This is a genomic window from Mesorhizobium sp., from assembly GCF_005063415.1.
GTDB lineage: Bacteria > Pseudomonadota > Alphaproteobacteria > Rhizobiales > Rhizobiaceae > Mesorhizobium.
Genome location: NZ_SUEG01000001.1, coordinates 182,288 through 201,964 on the forward strand (window position 1 = coordinate 182,288; position 19,677 = coordinate 201,964).

Annotated in this window: 18 protein-coding genes and 1 pseudogene; 10 read left to right on the plus strand and 9 right to left on the minus strand. The window is 61.2% G+C overall.

The features are described from left to right. Together E5W70_RS00970 and E5W70_RS00975 are read right to left on the minus strand one after the other, a co-directional pair. Nucleotides 1-146, minus strand: a pseudogene (locus tag E5W70_RS00970) (magnesium transporter); the annotation flags it as partial. A gap of 271 nt (nucleotides 147-417) precedes the next feature. Continuing rightward, the gene (locus tag E5W70_RS00975; protein WP_292653596.1) at nucleotides 418-2,307 is read right to left on the minus strand and encodes an ABC transporter ATP-binding protein/permease; all 1,890 of its coding nucleotides are present in this window, start codon (nucleotides 2,305-2,307) and stop codon (nucleotides 418-420) included. A gap of 630 nt (nucleotides 2,308-2,937) precedes the next feature. Here E5W70_RS00975 and E5W70_RS00980 point away from each other — a divergent pair. Further along, the gene (locus E5W70_RS00980) at nucleotides 2,938-3,372 is read left to right on the plus strand and encodes a hypothetical protein (protein WP_292653597.1); all 435 of its coding nucleotides are present in this window, start codon (nucleotides 2,938-2,940) and stop codon (nucleotides 3,370-3,372) included. Nucleotides 3,373-3,378: 6 nt separating this feature from the next. Here E5W70_RS00980 and E5W70_RS00985 read toward each other — a convergent pair whose 3' ends face one another. Together E5W70_RS00985 and E5W70_RS00990 are read right to left on the minus strand one after the other, a co-directional pair. Continuing rightward, a complete protein-coding gene (locus tag E5W70_RS00985; protein WP_292653598.1) occupies nucleotides 3,379-4,056 on the minus strand; it encodes a DsbA family protein in 678 nt (225 codons plus the stop codon). 23 nt (nucleotides 4,057-4,079) lie between these two features. Continuing rightward, a complete protein-coding gene (locus E5W70_RS00990) occupies nucleotides 4,080-5,894 on the minus strand; it encodes an extracellular solute-binding protein (protein WP_292653599.1) in 1,815 nt (604 codons plus the stop codon). 230 nt (nucleotides 5,895-6,124) lie between these two features. On the opposite strand from E5W70_RS00990, the gene E5W70_RS00995 reads away from it, so the two are divergent. Next, nucleotides 6,125-6,754: an invasion associated locus B family protein gene (locus E5W70_RS00995; RefSeq protein WP_292653600.1), complete on the plus strand. Its 630-nt coding sequence runs from the start codon at nucleotides 6,125-6,127 to the stop codon at nucleotides 6,752-6,754. Nucleotides 6,755-6,876: 122 nt separating this feature from the next. Here E5W70_RS00995 and hspQ read toward each other — a convergent pair whose 3' ends face one another. Beyond that, entirely contained in the window at nucleotides 6,877-7,200 is a 324-nt protein-coding gene (gene hspQ / locus E5W70_RS01000) for a heat shock protein HspQ (RefSeq protein ID WP_023675043.1), read from the minus strand. 223 nt (nucleotides 7,201-7,423) lie between these two features. Next, nucleotides 7,424-8,632 carry a UbiH/UbiF family hydroxylase gene (locus E5W70_RS01005; RefSeq protein ID WP_292653601.1) on the minus strand — a complete coding sequence of 403 codons (1,209 nt, stop codon included), beginning with the start codon at nucleotides 8,630-8,632 and terminating at the stop codon, nucleotides 7,424-7,426. 103 nt (nucleotides 8,633-8,735) lie between these two features. Here E5W70_RS01005 and E5W70_RS01010 point away from each other — a divergent pair, with 103 nt between their 5' ends. The 8 genes from E5W70_RS01010 (at nucleotide 8,736) to E5W70_RS01045 (ending at nucleotide 16,957) form a co-directional block, all read left to right on the plus strand. Further along, the gene (locus E5W70_RS01010) at nucleotides 8,736-9,632 is read left to right on the plus strand and encodes a DUF2182 domain-containing protein (protein WP_292653602.1); all 897 of its coding nucleotides are present in this window, start codon (nucleotides 8,736-8,738) and stop codon (nucleotides 9,630-9,632) included. 13 nt (nucleotides 9,633-9,645) lie between these two features. Continuing rightward, nucleotides 9,646-10,260 (plus strand): DUF1326 domain-containing protein, encoded by a 615-nt coding sequence (locus tag E5W70_RS01015; RefSeq protein ID WP_292653603.1) that lies wholly within the window; start codon nucleotides 9,646-9,648, stop codon nucleotides 10,258-10,260. Then, nucleotides 10,257-11,072, plus strand: coding sequence for a phosphatidylcholine synthase (pcsA, locus tag E5W70_RS01020; RefSeq protein ID WP_292653604.1), 816 nt, complete (start codon nucleotides 10,257-10,259; stop codon nucleotides 11,070-11,072). The genes E5W70_RS01015 and pcsA overlap by 4 nt, the downstream gene beginning before the upstream one ends. A gap of 18 nt (nucleotides 11,073-11,090) precedes the next feature. Then, nucleotides 11,091-12,068, plus strand: coding sequence for a quinone oxidoreductase (locus E5W70_RS01025; protein WP_292653605.1), 978 nt, complete (start codon nucleotides 11,091-11,093; stop codon nucleotides 12,066-12,068). Nucleotides 12,069-12,247: 179 nt separating this feature from the next. After that, a complete protein-coding gene (locus E5W70_RS01030) occupies nucleotides 12,248-13,813 on the plus strand; it encodes an ABC transporter ATP-binding protein (RefSeq protein WP_292653606.1) in 1,566 nt (521 codons plus the stop codon). Further along, nucleotides 13,810-14,922, plus strand: a complete 1,113-nt coding sequence (locus E5W70_RS01035; protein WP_292653607.1) for an ABC transporter permease — start codon at nucleotides 13,810-13,812, stop codon at nucleotides 14,920-14,922. Before E5W70_RS01030 ends, E5W70_RS01035 begins: the two co-directional genes overlap by 4 nt. After that, a complete protein-coding gene (locus E5W70_RS01040; RefSeq protein WP_292653608.1) occupies nucleotides 14,922-15,842 on the plus strand; it encodes an ABC transporter permease in 921 nt (306 codons plus the stop codon). Before E5W70_RS01035 ends, E5W70_RS01040 begins: the two co-directional genes overlap by 1 nt. 47 nt (nucleotides 15,843-15,889) lie before the next feature. After that, entirely contained in the window at nucleotides 15,890-16,957 is a 1,068-nt protein-coding gene (locus E5W70_RS01045; protein WP_292653609.1) for a BMP family ABC transporter substrate-binding protein, read from the plus strand. Between the two features lie 62 nt (nucleotides 16,958-17,019). Here the strand turns inward: E5W70_RS01045 and rimO are convergent, their stop codons facing one another. The 3 genes from rimO to E5W70_RS01060 all read right to left on the minus strand — a co-directional run bounded on the left by rimO (nucleotide 17,020) and on the right by E5W70_RS01060 (nucleotide 19,677). Further along, nucleotides 17,020-18,333: a 30S ribosomal protein S12 methylthiotransferase RimO gene (rimO, locus tag E5W70_RS01050; RefSeq protein WP_292653610.1), complete on the minus strand. Its 1,314-nt coding sequence runs from the start codon at nucleotides 18,331-18,333 to the stop codon at nucleotides 17,020-17,022. Between the two features lie 141 nt (nucleotides 18,334-18,474). Next, nucleotides 18,475-19,134, minus strand: coding sequence for a TerC family protein (locus E5W70_RS01055; RefSeq protein ID WP_292653611.1), 660 nt, complete (start codon nucleotides 19,132-19,134; stop codon nucleotides 18,475-18,477). A gap of 189 nt (nucleotides 19,135-19,323) precedes the next feature. Next, nucleotides 19,324-19,677, minus strand: a complete 354-nt coding sequence (locus E5W70_RS01060; RefSeq protein WP_292653612.1) for a DUF930 domain-containing protein — start codon at nucleotides 19,675-19,677, stop codon at nucleotides 19,324-19,326.

Genomic DNA, 19,677 nt, shown 5'->3' on the forward strand with positions numbered 1-19,677 from the left:
TCGAACGGCACTTCGCAGAGCAGATCCGATGCTGTCTCGCGGGGCTCCCGATTCAAGGCCTCGACGATGTCGGCGACGTGTTCGTTGGCAAGTACGCGGGCGATGGCGATGGCATCGCCGCCCACGACGGGGGAAGACTCGTTCATGGCCCACTCCTTGCCGTCCGGCAGGACGTGAGCCGGTCAGGTCACGTCAAGCGGGCGGCGGTTGCGTTCGACTGTGACTGTCGCCAGGCATGGCGCGGTGACCTTTCTGCTCGCGGGTTCGAGTTGAGATTCTGCAAGCCGGCGCAACATAGGAGCGCGCCTTGCCGAGTCAATCGCGAGAGCGGGTTAAAACGGCGGCTAACCGACTGGATCGCGAGACTGTGATCGGGCTACGTGGCAGGCTGGCTGGATGCTGGCAATGGTGCCGCGACTACCTCTGCTTCAGCCGGCGGGGAAAGCGCAGCCACTTGTCCTCGGCCGGCCGCGTCGGCTGCGTGAGGATGGTGGTGAGCTCTACCGGCAAGCTCGGAACCAGCGGCTTCTTGGTGGCGACGCCGTCGGCGATCGCAACCACGCTGTGGTAGAATTCGGTGCCCGCGAGCGATCTCGGCGGCGTCGCCTCATGCATGATCGAGATCACAGTTGCATCAGGGCAATTGTCCTTGATCGCCTGGTGGAAGGCGATCCGTCCATCGGGGTCGAGCGCGCCGGTGGCTTCATCGAGGAACAGCAATCCCGGCTGCTGCAGCACGATGCGGGCGACAACCAGCTTCTGTTTCTGCCCACCCGAGAGAACCTGATCCCAGATCTTTCCTTCACGGCTCTCATCGGCCAAATGCTCGATGAAATCGCCGAGGCCGGCCTTGTGCAGGGCGGATGCGACCTGCACGTCGGCGTAATCGTGCTCGGAACCGGGCAGGCAGACCAGTTGCTTCAGTGAAACCTGCTGCAGCTTCACCTCCTGGGCGGCGTAGAAACTCCTGACCCCTTCAGGGAAGACGATGGTGCCGCGGCCGTAAGGCCACAGGCCGTTGATCGCCTTGATCAGCGAGGTCTTGCCGCAACCGGATTCGCCCTTGAGGAACGTCCATTCGCCACGCCGGAAGCGCAAGTTCGCGGCACTTAGGAAGGGCGTTGCGTCCTCACCCTGATGCGCCAGTTCGAGCTTCTGGATGGTCAGGCCGAAAACCGGGTTTTGGCGGTCGTAGCGAAAATCGGAGCGGCCGGTCTGCTGATAAAATTCCTGCGGGTGCTGGACGTTTTCGATCGCGTTTGCGAGTTCGGTGACGCGCTGGCTGTTGGCCCGCAGCGCGGCGATGGCAGGCATGACGTGGATGAACCACGAGCATTGACTAATCAGCGAGTTGACCATCTCGGAGCCGGTTATGTAGCCCTTGAGATCGAAGCCGTTATGGATAAAGGGAACCAAGCCTGGCCCGTAGGCGACAATGCGGGCACCGATGAAATTGTAGATCAGCTCGAACGAATTGTAGCCTGTGTTGACGATGTTCAGCCGCGCCCAGGTGCGGTCGATGTCGACATAGCGCTGGGTGTGCACTGCCTTCTGCACGTTCTCGCCTTGCGATGCGGCGACATGAAAACTGCGGCGCAGGAATGTGATCAGCTCGCCGCGATAGCTGCCTTCGGCCTGCTGCATCCTGACATTGAGTCGTTCCAGCAGCCTGCCCAGCTTGACCGCGATCCAGGTGTTCAACGGCACGTAGGTGGCGACCGCCAGAAAGGCGAGGACGGCGCTGCCATAGCTGCCGAGGAACTCCAGCCCTTTGACCTCCGCCGAGTGTGCAAGCAGTTGCTGGCCAACGAAATACAATGAAGTAGCAACGGCCAGAACCCCCATCGCGAGGCCGATGGCGCCGCCCGTCATATCCTTGATCGATTCCTGGATGCGCTGATCGATATTGTCGGGAGCGGCGGCACCTGACGAGCCATGCTGAGCGTGGAAATGCGTGTGATTGGCGTCAAGCAGGGCTTCGTTGAACTGGCTGTCCAGCCAGCCGCGCCACTTGCGATGCAATGTTGCGGATACCAGGCTGCGGATACCGGTAAAACCCGCATCCTTGAGCAAGACCAGGAGGACAAGTATCCCGGCATTGGTCAGCAGTGTCTGAAGCGGGGTGGTGTTGGCGGCATCGTGGAAAAAGGCGATCGAGTTGACCAGCTCTCCGGATGCTACGGCAAACCAGACGCCTGACTTGCTGGAGAGCGCGGTGAGCAGGGCGATCACCAGTGTCAGCGTCCAGGCTTCCATCCAGCGGTCTGAGAACCAGTAGGCCCGCATCAGTCCCCAGAAGCTGCGCATCGACGATACGGGCGTCAGGGGCGACTGCCTTGCGGCACCGCGGAGCCATTTTTCCGATATTGAATGTCGCGTTGGTCTATCGACCCGAATCACTATCCCGCCCAAACGATTTTTCTTTTGTTACGGACAGTAACACCAATTGATCATTTTCCATTAGCTTTTCACCAGCCGCAGGTGGCTTAGCTCGCCGACCGTTGCAGTGGAGCAACAGAATGAATGATCACGGCGCTATGCCGTCACGTTTCGAGGGGCGGAATACCAACGCAATTTCAAATAGTTACTTGCCTGCGCCGGAGCAAGTAGAGACCTTCCCCTAGGGAAGGTCTTCACACAGCTTTGTGAACATAGAAGCGCCGTCCAGCTGTCGATCTTCACAGCCTGAACCGCCTTCACGGACAGCTCCGACCTCGTCGGCGGCCAGAAAGTGACCGTATGATTCGTGGTTGAAGCCGCATTGTCAGGAACCCGTAATCCGCCAAGCAATGACTTCGCTGGCACAGTCCAGGATGCGGACCAACATCCATTAGACCGTGCTTTTTTAGAGCACGAACAAAACTGCGTTTGACAATGCTGCGCTGCGGATCGAACCTGCCCGGATGCATCCAGGTTTGAACCGGGGGGAAGTTCTTCATGCTTGCACGGACATTGTTTGTGGCGATGCTCGCAATGTTTGCCTGGCTGCCGCAAACATATGCCGGCAGCCAGACCGTTCCCGCAAACGCCGAGGGACAGGTCGAGTTCAACACGCCGTCCGGCAATATTGGCTGCATCTACACGCCGAAGGGCGGCACCAGCACCTACGAGCCGCAGGATGGCGGACCGGAACTGAGCTGTTCGCGCGTCGAGCCCAGCTACGTCACTATCATCCTCGGCCCGAAAGGCCCGGCGACGCTGATCAAGAATCCGGGCGAGCAAGGCTGCTGCGGCGACGTCACCAAGCTGGCGTACGGCAATAGCTGGAGCAAGGGGCCGTTTTTCTGCCAGTCATCCACCAAGGGATTGACCTGCACCGGCAAGCATGGCCATGGCTTTTTCGTCAGCAAGGCCAAGGTGACGGTGAAATAGTCCGGCTCAGTTGGCCGTTTCCAGTTCGCCGCGTGCCTTGGCCGCGGCGACCTGGCGGAGTGCATCGGCAAGCGTATCGGCGTCCTGGGCGCCCATCACCGCATATTTGCCCTCAAGCAGAAAGCACGGCACGCCCGATATGCCCATGCGCGAAGCGGTGGCGATTTCGGTGCGCACCGCCTCGACATCCGCGTCGGTCGGCAGAAGCGTTTCGACCACGGAGGCATCCATGCCGGCCTCGCGGGCCGCTTCGATCAGCACGGCATGATCGCCGAGATTGGCGCCTTCCTCGAAATTCAGCTGGAACAGCCGGCGCACCAACCGGTTCTGAACCGCCTCGCCGGCCGTCCCGGCCCAGCGAATGAGCCGGTGCGCATCCAGCGTATTGGGCGCGACCTTGATGGCGTCGAAGGCAAAGGAAATCCCTTCAGCCTCGCCCAACGGCTCGATCCGGGCATGGATTTCGCGGATGCGTTGCTCGCTGCCGAATTTCGCCACCATGTAGTCGCGGCGGTTCTTGCCTTCGGGCGGAATCGTCGGGTCGAGCTGGAAGGGCCGCCAGCGTATGTGAACGTCGATGTCGACGGCGGCAATCGCCTTGTCGAGCCGTTTCTGGCCGATAAAGCACCAGGGGCACACCACGTCGGAGACCACATCGACGGTAATCGAGTTCTCGTCGTTCATCTTGATCTCCTGTTCTGAAGAGGTCACTTCGGTTTGCGCCACCAGGTCGGCAACTGATAACCGTATATGGGCGTCTTTTGCGGATGTTCCAGATAGTTCCAATAGGCAAGCCATTGCTGGTTGTTGTGCTGCGTCGGCACCATGTAATTGCCTGAGATCAGCAGCCGGTCGAGAACCCGGACAGCAGCGACATAGTCCTCCTTCGAGCGAGCTCTCAACATCGCCTCGATCGCCGCGTCCACTGCGGGGTCGGCGACACCCGCTAGGTTGAACGAGCCTTCCTTTTTTGCTGTCGACGACCCCCATCGCGCGCGTTGCTCGATACCGGGAGACAGCGAGCTGGCGCTAGAACCGATCAGCACGTCGAAATCGAGGCGCTGCTTGCGCGACTGGATCTGGTCGCCTTCCAGACTGCGGATGCTGACGCCAATTCCGAGCTTCGCCAGCGCGCGCTGGTAAATGGCGGCAAGACGCTCCTCGTCCTGTGAGGCGGTCAATATTTCGAAACCGAACGGCTTACCCTCGGGATCGAGCATCACACCGTCCTGCACGGTATAGCCTGCGCTCTTCAGCAGCTCGAATGCGGTCTTCAGCACCTTGCGGTCCTGGCCAGAGCCGTCGGTGACGGGCGGCCTGTAGGTGCCGTCCATGACATCTGCAGGAACGCGGCCGGGGTAGGGGGCCAGCAGGGCCTTTTCCTTTTCGCCGGCCGGGTGGCCGAGCGCGGACAGCTCGGAATTCTGCCAAAAGCTCATCGTGCGCGTGTATTTGCCGCCGAACAGATTCTTGTTGGCCCATTCGAAATCGTAGAGCATGCCGAGCGCGCGCCGCACGACCGGATTAGAAAATTTCGGCAGCCGCGTGTTGAACAGGAAGCCGTTGACCACTGGCGGGATGCCGGTATCGAAGGTTTCGGCCATGACCTCGCCCCTGTAGAAAGCCGGAAAGTCGAGATCGCGCTCGCGTTTGACCGGGTCGCTGTCGTCGTCGATGGCGCAGATGCCTTTCTTGAACGCTTCCTGCTTGGCATTGGCGTTGAGGAAATATTCGATCGTGATCTGGTCGTAATTGTCGAAGCCGCGCTTGGATGGCACGTCCTTGCCCCAATAGTCAGGATTGCGCTTGAACACGATGCGCTGGCCGGGCACCACTTGCGCCACCGTGTAAGGGCCGCTGCCGATCAAAGGCTTCAGCGTCGTCTTGTCGAAGGTCTCCTTGTTGAATGCGTGCTTCGGCAGGATCGGCGTCAGCGCGATGATCAATGGAGTCTCGCGGTTGGCATCGTCGTTGAAGGTGAACCGCACGCTGCGGGCGCCGGTCTTTTCGAGTTTGGCGATCATGCCCATACGGTCGCTGTAAGGCGGCCGGCCCTTCTCGGTAAAGACGTCATAGGTGAACAACACGTCTTCCGGCGTCACCGGCTCACCGTCCGACCATTTGGCCCTGGGATCGAGGTGGAATTCGATGCTCTTGCGCTCGGGATCCATGTCGGCGGCGTCGGCGAGCAGGCCGTAGAGACTGAAGGCCTCATCGTAGTTGCGCTGCATCAACGGCTCGAAGACAAGATTGCCAAAGGCTTGATCCATCATGCCGCGCGCGGTGGTGCGCAGGCTTCTCAGGATGAACGGATTGAGATTGTCGAAGCTGCCGACGACGCAATAGGTAATGCTGCCGCCTTTCGGCGCGTCGGGATTGACGTAGTTGAAATGATCATAGTCGGCCGGCAGCGCCGGCTCGCCCTGCATGGCAAGCGCGTGCACCGGTTCCGACAGGGCTGGCTGCAGGGAAAGGCCAACAAACAAGATTGCGGCGATCAGCCAAACGACAACGCGGCCCATGACCGTCTCCTTCCCGATTCGATGCGCAGCATACATGAGCCGGTCGTGCACCGGCCAACCCCTTGACCCAATCCCTTGGCCAAGATTCGCGAGACCCGGGCTGGATTCGGCACCGCTTGCAGTGTAACACGCCGTCCGAAGTCATTCTGTTGCCTCATTTCGGCAACAGGTAGCTGGACCACACGGCGGGAAAAAGCCGGTTCCGGGATCATTTGAGAGGAATGCACGACATGACGAGCCTGAACAGCAACGCGTACCGCCTGTCGGTCATGGCCGCTGGCGTGGTCGGCATTCTGGGCGCCGGGATTCCCGCTGCTTCCGCGCAGCAGCAACAGCAGATTCCGCAAGGCTGGTTCAAGGCCTGCACCAAGCAGGAAGACGTCGACATCTGCAATGTCCAGAACATCACCACCGCCGGCAACGGCCAGCTCATCACCGGCGTCAGCCTGATCGAATTGAAGGGCAAGGTGAACCGCAAGGTGTTCCAGGTGACGGTTCCGACCGGCCGTCTGGTTCCTCCCGGCATCGGCCTCCAGATCGACGGCGGTAAGGCGCAGAAGCTCGACTATGTGATCTGTTTCCCGGATCGCTGCGTGGCGGAAGTGCCGCTGACCGATCAGCTCGTCGCATCCTTCAAGAAGGGTTCGGCGCTGACGCTCACCTCAGTCAATTTCCAGAACCAGCCGAACCCGATCAAGATCGCGCTGACCGGCTTCAGCGGCGCCTTCGACGGCCCGCCGCTGCAGCAGTCGGATATCGAGGACCGGCAGAAGAAGCTCCAGGAGTTCGTCGCCAAGAACAATCAGGACTTTGCCAAGAAACTCAAGGAAGAGCAGGAAAAGGCGAAGGCCGCCAACTGATCGACGGGTTTCGGACGAATAAAAAAGCGGGGTTCATGCCCCGCTTTTTTCGTTTGGACCGGCCGTTTGTCGGGTCCAGCCATGTCTCAAGTCTGTCCCAGCCCAGCCAGATTCCGACTAAGTCAATGTCTCAATTGGTGCTTCGGCTCGTAGCGCCCGTCCGGCTTCTTGTCGAACATTTCACCAATCTGCGGATGCCGGACCGGTTCGCCCGACCGGTCCTCAAGTAAATTCTGCTCGGACACATAGGCGATGTATTCCGTTTCGGAATTCTCGGCGAGCAGATGATAGAAGGGCTGGTCCTTGCGCGGCCGCACGTCAGCGGGGATCGCCTCGTACCATTCGTCGGTATTGGCGAATTGCGGGTCGACGTCGAAAATGACGCCGCGGAACGGAAACAGCCGGTGGCGAACCACCTGTCCGATCGAGAATTTGGCTGTCTTCATCGCACTCACCACTTGAACTTCTTGAACGCCACGCATCCTGAAACATGCAAGAAAACGCTCCAGGACTTTAGACTCTTACGCACTGGTCCGGCAAAGATTGGCCCAGACCTTACGGTCGACATCGTCATTATTTGGCGCAGACGCCGCGTCAATTCAATCCCGGTCCCCTTGATGCCGGGTTGAGCATCGCAAGATGCGGATCAAGGGGCGGTGCCCAAGATCGCTATCGCGCAGCCGCTTTTCGCAATCCGCCAAAAAACGCCGCAAAACCGCTGCCGGGTCGAAGACCCTCGCGCATGAAAAACGCCCGCAGCGGCGCAAACCCCTCAAGCGCGCCCAGGCCAGCGCTGCGCACCAACTGAGCCGGCAGCATGTCGGAAAGCAACGACATGTTCAGCAGGTTGACCGCGCTGCTGCGCGCCAGAATGTCCGGCCGCCGCTTGAAATCATAGGCTGCAAGCGCCTGGGCGGCGCCCGGGTCCGAGCGGTTTCTGCTTGCGGTAGCAATCAGGTCGTCGATGTCCCGGATGCCGAGATTAAGGCCTTGCGCGCCAATTGGGGGAAACACATGGGCGGCTTCACCGACAAGGGCTACGCGGCGCTGCGCAAACCGCCACGGGCTCACCGCTGAAAGGGGGTAGACCTGCCGGCCGGGCTCAACCGACACGCGGCCCAGCATCGATTGCATCCGCTGTTCGACCCGCGTCGAAAGCTCGGCGTCGTCGAGTGCTGCAAGGTCCCTGGCGATATCGGGTTCGAGCACCCAGACAAGACTGGACCGGTTGCCGGGCAGGGGAACCTGTGTGAACGGACCGGTCTCGGTGTGGAATTCGGTCGAGGTGAAGGCGTGGTCGCTGCGGTGACCGAAATTGAGCACCAGCGCCGCCTGCGGATAGGGTCGGACCGAGGTCCGGATGCCGGCTGCTTCGCGGGCCGGCGACTGACGGCCATCGGCGGCAACCGCCAACGACGCCTCAACCTCGCTGCCGTCGGCGAGAACGGCATGGGCATGGTCGGCATCGAGGCGCCATGCCTCCACCATCGACTTTCGCCATTCGATGCCCGAATGCGCGACAGCCTCGGCTAGCGTGCGGTTGAGAACGCTGTTGGGCAAGTTCAGCCCGAATTGCTCTTCGTTGATCTCGCTGGCGCGAAAGGTCACTGTCGGGCTGCGGATCAGCCGGTCGGTTGCGTCAACGATGCGCATCACCTTGAGCGGCGCTGCGTGCGACCTGATTCCGTCGAAGATCCCGAGCCGGTCGAACATCTTCAGGGCAGGGTTCATCAAGGCTGTCGTCCGGCCGTCGGGGCCGGCTGCCTCGGGTCCGACGAGCGTGACGGGAAAGCCCGCCTCGGCAAAGCCAAGCGCCGCGATCAGCCCCGCAGGGCCGCTGCCGGCGACCAGTATCCGTGCTGTTTCCCGATGGTCCAAATTCGGCTTCCAGATTGCGAGGTGAGGCCTGTCCGACCTGCCTGTCCATATAGGTCAGGTGATGCGGCTTGATCAACGCGGCGATTCGGCCCATTCGGTTGCCATGACCGGCCAAAAAGACGATTTCAGCCACCTCGACGGTACCGGCCGCGCGATGGCGAGCGTTGCGCGCAGCCCTCGACTGACCGTGAGCGTTGTTGCCGGCATGGGCATCGCCCTTGCCTGGCTCCTTCTCGGCGCAATGACAGTTCGTGGTGCCGTAAGCCGGCTCCCGGGCACCGATGCACCCGGCGACACGATGCTGAGGTACCTGCCGCAACTGCCGCTGCCGGATTTCCTTGCGCGTTTCTTCGCCCTCTGCCTTGCGCCGGCGCCGCTTCGCGCAAGCGTAGGCGCGCAAGGCGGGGCACTCACCGCGATGTGGCTGTTGATGGCCATCGCGACCATGCTGCCCTCCGCGGCGCCGATGATCCGCACCTATTGCGAGATCGCAGATACCGCCCGGATCAAGAGGGAGCCGGTCGTCCATCCGCTGATCCTGGTCGCTGGATATTTGAGCGTCTGGCTTGCCGCCTCGGCAATGTTGGCGGCCCTGACGCTCGCAGTCGATGCATTCGCGTCATCCGGGCAGATGCTCGATCCGCTGGTTGGAATTGCCGGAGCAGCCGCGCTGTCGATCGCTGGTCTCTATCAGTTCAGCTGGTTGAAGGAAGCCTGTCTCGAGAAGTGCAGAAATCCGTTCTCGGTCCTGTTCGCCAACTGGAGCGCCAGGCTCATTCGCATTTTCCGGCTCGGCGTGAAGCAGGGCCTGTGGTGCCTTGGATGCTGCTGGGCGCTGATGCTGGTAATGTTCGCCGTCGGTGTGATGAACGTGTTCTGGATGGCGCTGATCGGCTTGTTCAGCCTGGTCGAAAAACAGACGGCAGGCAATCTGCCGACGCGGCTGGCCGGTGCGATACTGCTTGTCTGGGCAGCAGCGCTACTAGTAGTCTCGACATGAGGGGGAGAATTCGATGACAGATCAAAACTGGGCAATGAAGGGAGAGCTCGTCCTCTCCTGCAATTGCACGGTTTTTTGCCCTTGCGTGCTGTCGCTCGGCAGTCATCCGCCGACCGAGGGCTATTGCCAGACCTGGGCGGGGTTCCGCATCGATGCCGGCCATTTCGGCGAGGTCGACCTGTCCGGTCTCAATCTTGGGCTGATCATGGAAATCCCCGGTTATATGAGCCGTGGCAACTGGACGGCCGGTCTGTTCATCGACAAGCGCGCCTCGGTCTACGCTGTGAAGGCACTGACCAAGATCTTCACCGGTAAGGCTGGCGGAACCACATCGCTGCTCTCCATCCTGGTCGGAAAGTTCCTCGGCGCCGAGCAGGTGCCGATCACCTACGAGACGCATGAGAAAACGCGCATCTTCCAGATACCGAAGATCATCGATGGCGCGGTGACGCCAATCGCCGGCAAGGATCGCGACAAGGATACGGTCATCAGCAATTCGGAATACTGGATTGCGCCGGAAATCATCGTCGCCAAATCCGACAAGAGCAAAATGCGGGCCTTTGGCAGCAACTGGAACTTTGCCGGCCGTTCGGCCGAAATCTGCAAGCTGGACTGGCGGGGCCCGTGAGCAAGAAGACGACGGCCAGGAAAATCGCCGACCGGATTCCGCGGCCGAAGAAGAAAGTCACATGGCCGCAGGCGCGGGCGTTCTCGGCCCATCTCTTGACCGCGTCGGGCTCATTCCTGGCGTTTCTGTCGCTAGTGGCAGCAAGCGAGCAGCGCTGGACGGCGATGTTCTGGTGGCTGGGGCTGGCGCTTTTCGTCGACGGCATCGACGGGCCGATCGCCAGGAAGCTCGACGTCAAGGAAATCCTGCCGACATGGTCGGGCGAACTGCTCGACAACATCATCGACTACGTGACCTACGTGTTGATTCCGGCCTTCGCGCTCTATCAGCGCGGCTTCATGGGCGAGCGGCTGTCGTTCCTGTCGGCGGCGATAATCGTGGTGTCGAGCGCAATCTACTATGCCGATACCGGCATGAAGACGAAGGAGAATTTCTTCAAAGGCTTTCCGGTCGTCTGGAACATGGTGGTGTTCACGCTGTTCGTCATCGAACCAGGACAATGGGTTTCCTTCGCCGTGGTCGTGGTGGCCGGCATTCTCACCTTCGTGCCGATCAATTTCATCCATCCGGTGCGGGTGAAGCGGCTGCGGCCAATCAATCTCGGCATGACGCTGCTTTGGTGCGCTTTCGGCGCGCTGGCGCTGGCGCAGGCCGCACTTGCCTCCTTCTACGACCAGATCGGCGTGCTGGGCGAGCAGGTCAGCGATTTCATCAAGATCGGGATTACGGTCACCGGGCTTTACCTCGCTTGCATCGGCGCTATCATGCAGTTCTTTCCAAATCTCGGCGCCAAGCCGGACAAGAAAGCCTGATCCCAAGAGAGCCTGAAAATGTCCAAAGCGATCCGCATCCATGCCCATGGCGACCCGGAGGTCCTGACCTATGAGGATGCCGATCCCGGGCAGCCGGGCTCGGGACAGATCCTGGTCAAGCACACCGCGATCGGTCTCAATTTCATCGACGTCTATTATCGCTCGGGCCTTTATCCGCCGCAGGGCGGATTTCCGCTGATCCCCGGCGGCGAGGCGGCCGGCGTGGTTTTGGAGGTCGGCACAGATGTCGATTGGCTCAAGCCCGGCGATCGCGTCGCCTATGCGGTGACCACCGGTGCCTATGCCGGGCAGCGCGTGATCGCCGCCGACCGCGTGGTGAAGGTGCCCGACGGCATCAGCGACGAACAGGCCGCGGCGATGATGTTGAAGGGCATGACCGCCGAGTATCTGTTGCGCCGTACCTTCAAAGTGAAGGCCGGCGATACGATCCTGTTCCATGCGGCGGCAGGCGGTGTTGGCCTGATCCTCGGCCAATGGGCCAAGCATCTCGGCGCGACGGTGATCGGCACCGCGAGTTCAACCGACAAGATCGAGCTCGCCAAGGCGCATGGCTTCGATCACGTGATCAACTATCGCGAACAGGATTTCGTCGCCGGCGTTGCCGCTATCACCGGTGGCAAGAAATGCGACGTTGTCTACGATTCGGTCGGCAACGACACATTTCCAGCCTCGCTCGATTGCCTGCGGCCGCTCGGCACTTTCGTCAGCTTCGGTCAATCGTCTGGGCCGATCCCGCCCTTCAGCATCTCTTTGCTGGCGCAGAAGGGCTCGCTGTTCGCAACGCGGCCGACGCTGTTCGTCTACAATGCCATGCGCGACGACCTCGAGGCTTCCGCCGCCGCATTGTTCGACGTGGTGCTCAGCGGCGCCGTCAAGATCAAGATCAACCAGCGTTACGCGCTCAGCGATGCCGGCAAGGCACATTCCGATCTTGAAGGGCGCAGGACCACCGGGACAACGATACTTATCCCTTGAGCGCCCGCAGTTTCGGCCCGCCGACGCCGCCGTTCTTGCGAACTGCTCTTTACCGCTTGAGTTTCCGCTGAAATTCTTGAAGCTCTTTCAAGTCGTCAGGCGCTTACCGTAGAGAGCAGGCCGCGCATACGATGTTTGCGGGAACACAGAACATGTCTGGCAAACCAGATGGAGGCACCGTGAGTGCAGATCAGGACGGCGCAAACCTGCTGGAGGTTCGCGGCCTCACAAAGATATTCGGCACGCTGACGGCGTGCGACCATGTCGATCTCAACATCGCCAAGGGCGAGATCCATGCGTTGCTTGGCGAGAACGGCGCCGGCAAGTCGACGCTGGTGAAAATGCTGTTTGGATCGCTGGAACCTAATTCCGGCGAGATTTTCTGGAATGGCCAGGCGGTCAGGATCACTAGCCCCGGCACCGCAAAAAAGCTCGGCATCGGCATGGTTTTCCAGCATTTTTCGCTGTTCGAAGCGCTGACGGCGGCGGAGAATATCGCGCTGTCGCTGGATGACGGCTCGCCGATCAGCACGATCGCGGCCAAGGCGAGGGCGCTCTCCTACAGTTACGGCCTGCCTCTCGATCCGTTATCGCTGGTCGGTGATCTGTCGGTCGGCGAGCGCCAGCGTATCGAAATCATCCGCTGCCTGCTGCAGACGCCGCAACTCATAATTCTCGACGAGCCAACTTCGGTGCTGACGCCGCAGGAGGCCGATAAGCTGTTCGAGACGCTCGAACGGCTGCGTTCGGAAGGAAAGTCTATCCTCTACATTTCGCACCGGCTGGAAGAGGTCAAACGCATCTGCGACCGCGCCACCGTGCTGCGTCACGGCAAGGTGGTCGGCCATTGCAATCCGCGCCAGGAAACCGCGTCTTCGTTGGCGCGGATGATGGTCGGCAACGAGGTGCAGGCCGTGGTGCGGGCGCCGGCCGAGGGTATCGAGACCGCGCCGGTGCTGCTTCAAATCCGCGAACTCACCCGAAAGCCGGCGACCCCGTTCTCGATCCCGCTCAGGAACATCAATCTTGAGGTCCGCGCCGGCGAGGTGATCGGCATTGCCGGTGTCGCCGGCAACGGCCAGGGCGAATTCTTCGAGTCTGTTTCCGGCGAGGTGCTGCAGCAGGATGCCGGCTCGGTCCGCATCCGTGGTAAGGGTGCCGGCGGCCTCACCATCACCGGCAGGCGCCTGATGGGCGCTGCCTTCGTCCCGGAAGAGCGGCTCGGCCATGGCGCAGCACCCCGCATGAAGCTTTCGGAGAACCTGCTTTTGTCGCGCCACGCCACCGATGGCAAGATGTTTGTCGGCGCCGGTGGAATGGTCAAGGGCGATGCGATCTATACCGCTGCCCAGCGCATCATAAAGGCGATGGACGTGCGCAAGAGCGCGCCGGATCCGGAAGCTGCGGCTCTTTCGGGCGGCAATCTGCAGAAATTCATCGTCGGCCGCGAACTCGACCGCCGGCCAAGCGTCATGGTGGTCAATCAGCCGACCTGGGGCGTCGACGCGGGTGCGGCGGCCCACATCCGCCAGGCGCTGATCGAACTGGCACGCAGCGGCTCGGCGGTGCTGGTGATCAGCCAGGACCTCGACGAACTGTTCGAGATTTCCGATGCGATCACGGTCATGCACAATGGCGAATTGTCCAAGCCGCTGCCGATAGCCGAAGCGACATTCGAGAAGATCGGGCTGCTGATGGGCGGCGCCGAACCCGGGCATGCCGAACATACGCTGGAGACGGCTTGATGCGCCTCGAACTTGTAAAACGCCCGCAGCGCTCGATGCTGTTTTCGGCACTCTCGCCTTTCATCGCTTTCGTTTTGACGATCATTGCCGGTGCCATCATGTTCGCGCTGCTCGGCGTCAATCCGTTGACCGCGTTCCGTATCTACTTCATCGAACCGATCAGCCAGGTCTGGCAAATGCATGAGCTGGCGATCAAGGCCGCCCCTCTGATCCTGATCGCGGTCGGACTGTCGGTCTGCTACAAGGCCAACATCTGGAACATCGGCGCCGAAGGCCAGTTCATCCTGGGCGGCATTGTCGGTTCGATCTTCCCCGTGCTGTTTCCGCAGTTCGAAGGCCCATTGGTGCTGCCGCTGATGCTTCTTTTCGGCATGGTCGGTGGGGCCGCCTATGCTGCAATCCCGGCACTGCTGAAGACGCGCTTCAACACCAACGAGATCCTGACCAGCCTGATGCTGGTCTATGTCGCCCAGCTCTTCCTCGATTGGCTGGTACGCGGGCCGTGGCGCGATCCGCAGGGTCATGGTTTCCCGCAAACCATCCAGTTCAACGACTCGGCGATACTGCCGGAACTCCTCCCGGAATCCGGTCGGGCGAACTGGGGGTTTGTCTTCGCGCTGGTCGCGGCGATACTGATCTGGATCCTGATGAGCCGCATGCTGAAAGGCTTCGAGGTCCGCGTTCTCGGCTCAAGCCCGAGGGCAGGGCGCTTCGCCGGGTTTGGCCTTAACCGCATGGTCTTCTTTGCCTTCCTGCTGTCGGGCGCACTGGCCGGACTTGCCGGGATTTCGGAGGTCTCGGGCGCCATCGGGCAGCTGCAGCCGGTGATCTCGCCCGGCTACGGATTTACCGCCATCATCGTGGCATTCCTCGGCCGGCTCAATCCGCTCGGCATCGTTGCCGCCGGCCTTGTGCTGGCGCTGACCTATCTCGGCGGCGAGGCAGTGCAAAGCGCGCTCGGCATCTCCGACAAGGTGGCGCGCGTGTTCCAGGGCATGCTGTTGTTCTTCGTGCTCGGCTGCGACACGCTCATTCACTATCGCATCCGCCTGATCGGCTTTGCCGCGCCGAAGCTCGAGACAGTCCCGAAGCTGGAGGAAGCTCGCTGATGGACATCACCGTCAACATCCTTTTGACCATCGCGACGGCGGCGACGCCGCTGCTGATCGCGGCGATCGGCGAACTGGTGGTCGAACGTTCCGGTGTGCTCAATCTCGGCGTCGAAGGAATGATGATCATGGGTGCGGTCGGCGGCTTCGGCGCCGGCTATCTCACCGGCTCGCCGTGGATAGGGCTGTTGGCGGCAATTGCCATGGGGGCAGTGTTCTCGCTGCTGTTCGCCGTCATGACCCTGTCGCTGGCCACCAACCAGGTGGCAACCGGCCTGTCGCTGACACTGCTCGGCCTCGGTCTTTCCGGCATGATGGGGACGAATTTTGTCGGCCAGCCCGGCGAGAGATTGCCTAACCTCGATATTCCCGGCCTGACCGCAATCCCGGTCGTTGGCAGGCTGCTGTTCGGTCAGGATCCAATCTTCTACATCTCGATCGCGTTGACCGCCGCCGTGATGTGGTTCCTGTTCAAGACCCGCACCGGGCTCACCCTGCGTTCGATCGGCGACAGCCATGCATCCGCCCATGCGCTTGGCATCCACGTCATCCGTTACCGCTATCTCTCAGTGATCTTCGGCGGCGCCTGTGCCGGCCTAGCCGGCGGCCACCTGTCGCTGGTCTATACGCCGCAATGGGTGGAGAACATGACAGCCGGCCGCGGCTGGATCGCTTTGGCTCTGGTTGTCTTCGCCTCCTGGCGGCCATGGCGGGTGTTGGCCGGCGCCTATATTTTCGGCGCGGTCTGGATCGGCCAGCTGCATGCACAAGCATTCGGCATTCCGGTCCCCTCGCAACTGCTTTCTTCGCTGCCCTATCTGGCAACCGTCGTGGTTCTCGTTCTAATCTCGCGCAACAAGCGTTTGACGATGATGAACACGCCGGCCTCCTTGGGCCAGCCATTCGTTCCGGATCGTTGACAACAAAAAGACGGAAGCTCCAAGGCTTAACTCAGAGAGGTAACACAATGAAAAAACTGCTTATTGCCCTGATGGCGACAACGGCCGCTTTGTCGCTGGCGGCCTCAGCCGAGGCGGCGGACAAGCTGAAGGCCTGCTGGGTCTACACCGGCCCGATTGGCGATTTCGGCTACTCCTACCAGCACGACCAAGGCCGCCTCGAGGTGGAAAAGGCACTCGGCGACAAGGTCGAGACCGCTTATCTCGAAAACGTCTCCGAAGGCCCCGATGCCGACCGCGCCTTCGAGCGCCTGGCGCGCGAGGGATGCAAGATCATTTTCGGCACCTCCTTCGGCTTCATGGACCCGGAAGTGAAGGTCGCCAAGAAATTCCCCAAGGTGATGTTCGAGCATGCCACCGGCTACAAGACGGCCGAAAATCTCGGCATCTACAATGCGCGTTTCTATGAAGGCCGCTACGTGCTTGGCCAGATCGCGGCCAAGGAATCGAAGTCGGGCGTCGCCGGCTACATCGTTTCCTTCCCGATCCCGGAAGTGGTGATGGGCATAAATTCATTTATGCTCGGCGCACAGTCGATCAACCCGAACTTCAAGGCTAAGATCGTGTGGGTGAACTCCTGGTTCGATCCGGGCAAGGAGGCCGACGCTGCCAAGGCATTGTTCGACCAGGGCGCCGATATCATCGTCCAGCACACCGACTCGACCGCTGCCTTGCAGGTGGCGGAGGAGCGCAAGCTGCACGGCTTCGGCCAGTCCTCCGACATGATCAAGTTCGCGCCGCACGCGCAGCTGACCTCGCTGACCGACGAGTGGGGCCCGTACTACATCAGCCGCGTCCAGGCGGCGCTCGACGGCACCTGGAAGCCCGACAATGTCTGGCTCGGCATCAAGGACGGCGCCGTCAAGCTGGCGCCGTTCACCAATATGCCCGACGACGTGAAGGCGATGGCCGAGGCCACCACCAAGAAGATCGCCGACGGCTGGAACCCCTTCACCGGGCCGATCGCCAAGCAGGACGGCACACCGTGGCTGAAGGAAGGCGAGGTCGCGGACGACGGCACGCTGCTCGGCATGAATTTCTACGTGAAGGGCGTCGACGACAAGCTGCCGCAGTAGGCAGTCGGAAACATATCGAACGAAAGGGCGCCACGCGGCGCCCTTTTATTTTGGACGGAATATCAGACTGCTGAGCCGTAAAGGTCGTAAGCGTCAGCGCGCTCGATCTTGACCGTGACGATGTCGCCGGCGCGCAGTGGCCGCCGCGACTGGATATGGACCGAACCGTCGATTTCGGGCGCGTCGTATTTGGTCCGGCCCTTGGCCGAATTGCCATGCGCCTCGTCGATCAGGACAGGCAGGCGCTTACCGATCTTCTTTGTGAGCTGCGTTGCCGAAATCTTCTGCTGGCGCTGCATGAAGCGATGCCAGCGGGCTTCCTTGATCTCCTGCGGCACTTGCTCGAGGCCGAGCCCGTTGGAGAGGGCGCCTCTAACCGGCTCGTATTTGAAACAGCCGGCGCGGTCGATCTTGGCCTCGTCCAGCCAGTCGAGCAGCATCTCGAAATCGTCGTCCGTCTCGCCGGGGAAGCCGACGATGAAAGTAGAGCGGATGGCAAGGTCCGGGCAGACGTCGCGCCAGCCGCGAATGCGCTCGAGCGTCTTTTCGCCATGAGCGGGCCGGCGCATGTTCTTCAGCACCTGCGGCGAGGCGTGCTGGAACGGAATGTCGAGATAAGGAAGAATCTTGCCTTCGGCCATCAGTGGGATGACGTCTGCGACATGCGGGTAGGGATAGACATAGTGCATGCGCACCCAGACACCGAGCTTGCCCAGTTCTTCCGATAGATCGAGGAATTTCCCCCGCACTTCGCGATCGCCGAACTGGCTTGCCTGGTATTTGATGTCGATGCCGTAGGCGCTGGTATCCTGCGAGATGACGAGGATCTCCTTGACCCCGGCCTTGGCCAGCTTCTCGGCTTCACGCAACACGTCGGCGGCCGGCCGCGATACGAGGTCACCACGCAGCGCCGGGATGATGCAGAAGGTGCAGCGGTTGTTGCAGCCTTCCGAAATCTTGAGATACGCATAGTGGCGCGGTGTGAGCTTGACCCCTTGCGGCGGCAAAAGGTCGATGTAGGGATCGTGGCTCGGCGGTGCAGCCTCATGCACTGCCGCCATCACGCTTTCATAAGCTTGTGGTCCGGTGATGGCGAGGACGTTGGGATGTCTTTCACGGATGACGTCCGGCTCGGCGCCGAGGCAGCCGGTGACGATTACTTTGCCATTCTCCGAAAGTGCCGAGCCGATAGCATTGAGCGATTCGTCGCGGGCGGAATCGAGGAAGCCGCAGGTGTTGACGACGACCAGGTCGGCGCCGTCGTGCTTGCGGGCGATCTCGTAGCCTTCGGCGCGCAGGCGCGTGATGATGCGCTCCGAATCCACAAGGGCTTTTGGGCATCCAAGGCTGACGAAACTGACGCGAGGGGCGGACATCAAAGCTTTTCCGGATTTTCAGGAATGGCGGCGCAGTATCACACTTGTCGTGGCATTGGTATGGGCAGCGGCTGCGGCGAAACGCAACCGCCAGCGTCGCCGAAGCTGAAAGGCCGGCCGATGCGAATTGGAGTCGACGCGTCAGCTCACCGCACTGCTGACATGCGGCAAGACTTCCACCGCGCCCCGGTAGATCATGTCGAGTGCGACATAGAAGATGATCAAAAGGCCGATATAGGCGATCCAGCGATGGCGGTGCAGCAGCTTGGCGATGAAGCTCGCGGCAAGGCCCATCAGCGCGATCGACAGGACGAGGCCTATCACCAGCACCTGGAAGTGATCGCGCGCTGCGCCGGCGACCGCCAGCACGTTGTCGAGCGACATCGACACGTCGGCGATGACGATCTGCAATGCTGCCTGACCCAAGGTCTTCTTGCGCGCCTTGCCGGCCACCATATCATCGCTGTTGATATCGGAATTGGACAACGCTTCGGTCGCCTCCACCTCGTCGGCATCGGACGTGCGCAGCTCGCGATACATCTTCCAGCACACCCACAGCAGCAAGATACCGCCGGCCAGCAGCAGGCCGACAATCTGCAGCAGGGTGACGGTGATCGCGGCAAAACCGATGCGCAGCACCGTTGCCGCCACCACGCCGATGAGAATCGCTCTCTTGCGCTGCTCGACCGGCAAGCCCGCTGCGGCCAGGCCGATGACGATGGCGTTATCGCCTGCAAGCACGAGGTCGATGGCGATGACCTGGAGCAGGGCAGAGAAGCCCGCGGCAGTGAAAATTTCCATCGACTGGAAGTCCCTTGCTGGTTGGCCGACCGTTCGCGTCGAATGCCTGGAGGGCCTAACGTGTATGGTTCCCGCGCGTCAAGGGACTGGTTGGAACAAGGTCGGCAAGCCGCACGTTATTGCGGCAATATACAGAGTTTGCGACGATCGGCCCGAACACCGGCAAATGCGGCCACAGATCGCGAATGCCTAGTTATAGAGATTGTATTTGGGCCAGTCGCTTTCCGGAATTTCATCACCGATCCGGTAGCGGAGCTGCAGGACTTCCATATGGTCCGGCGCTGTCTCGCATTTGAATTTCAGCCGGTACCATTGTCCCTTGCTGCGAAACGCAGCACCCGGGCTCTTGATCGCGTCGGCGCCCATTTCGGGCGTCGCAAAAGCGTAGGCGACGACACGATCGGCTTTGTATTTGTGGTCGTCGCGGGTAATCCGGTCGAGAATTTCGGCGTCGCATCGCTGCTCCAGCCGGGTTTGCGGATCGAGTTTCAGCAGGCCGGCGCGCAATGCGCTGTCCATCGCGCTGGCCGGCCAAGCCACTAT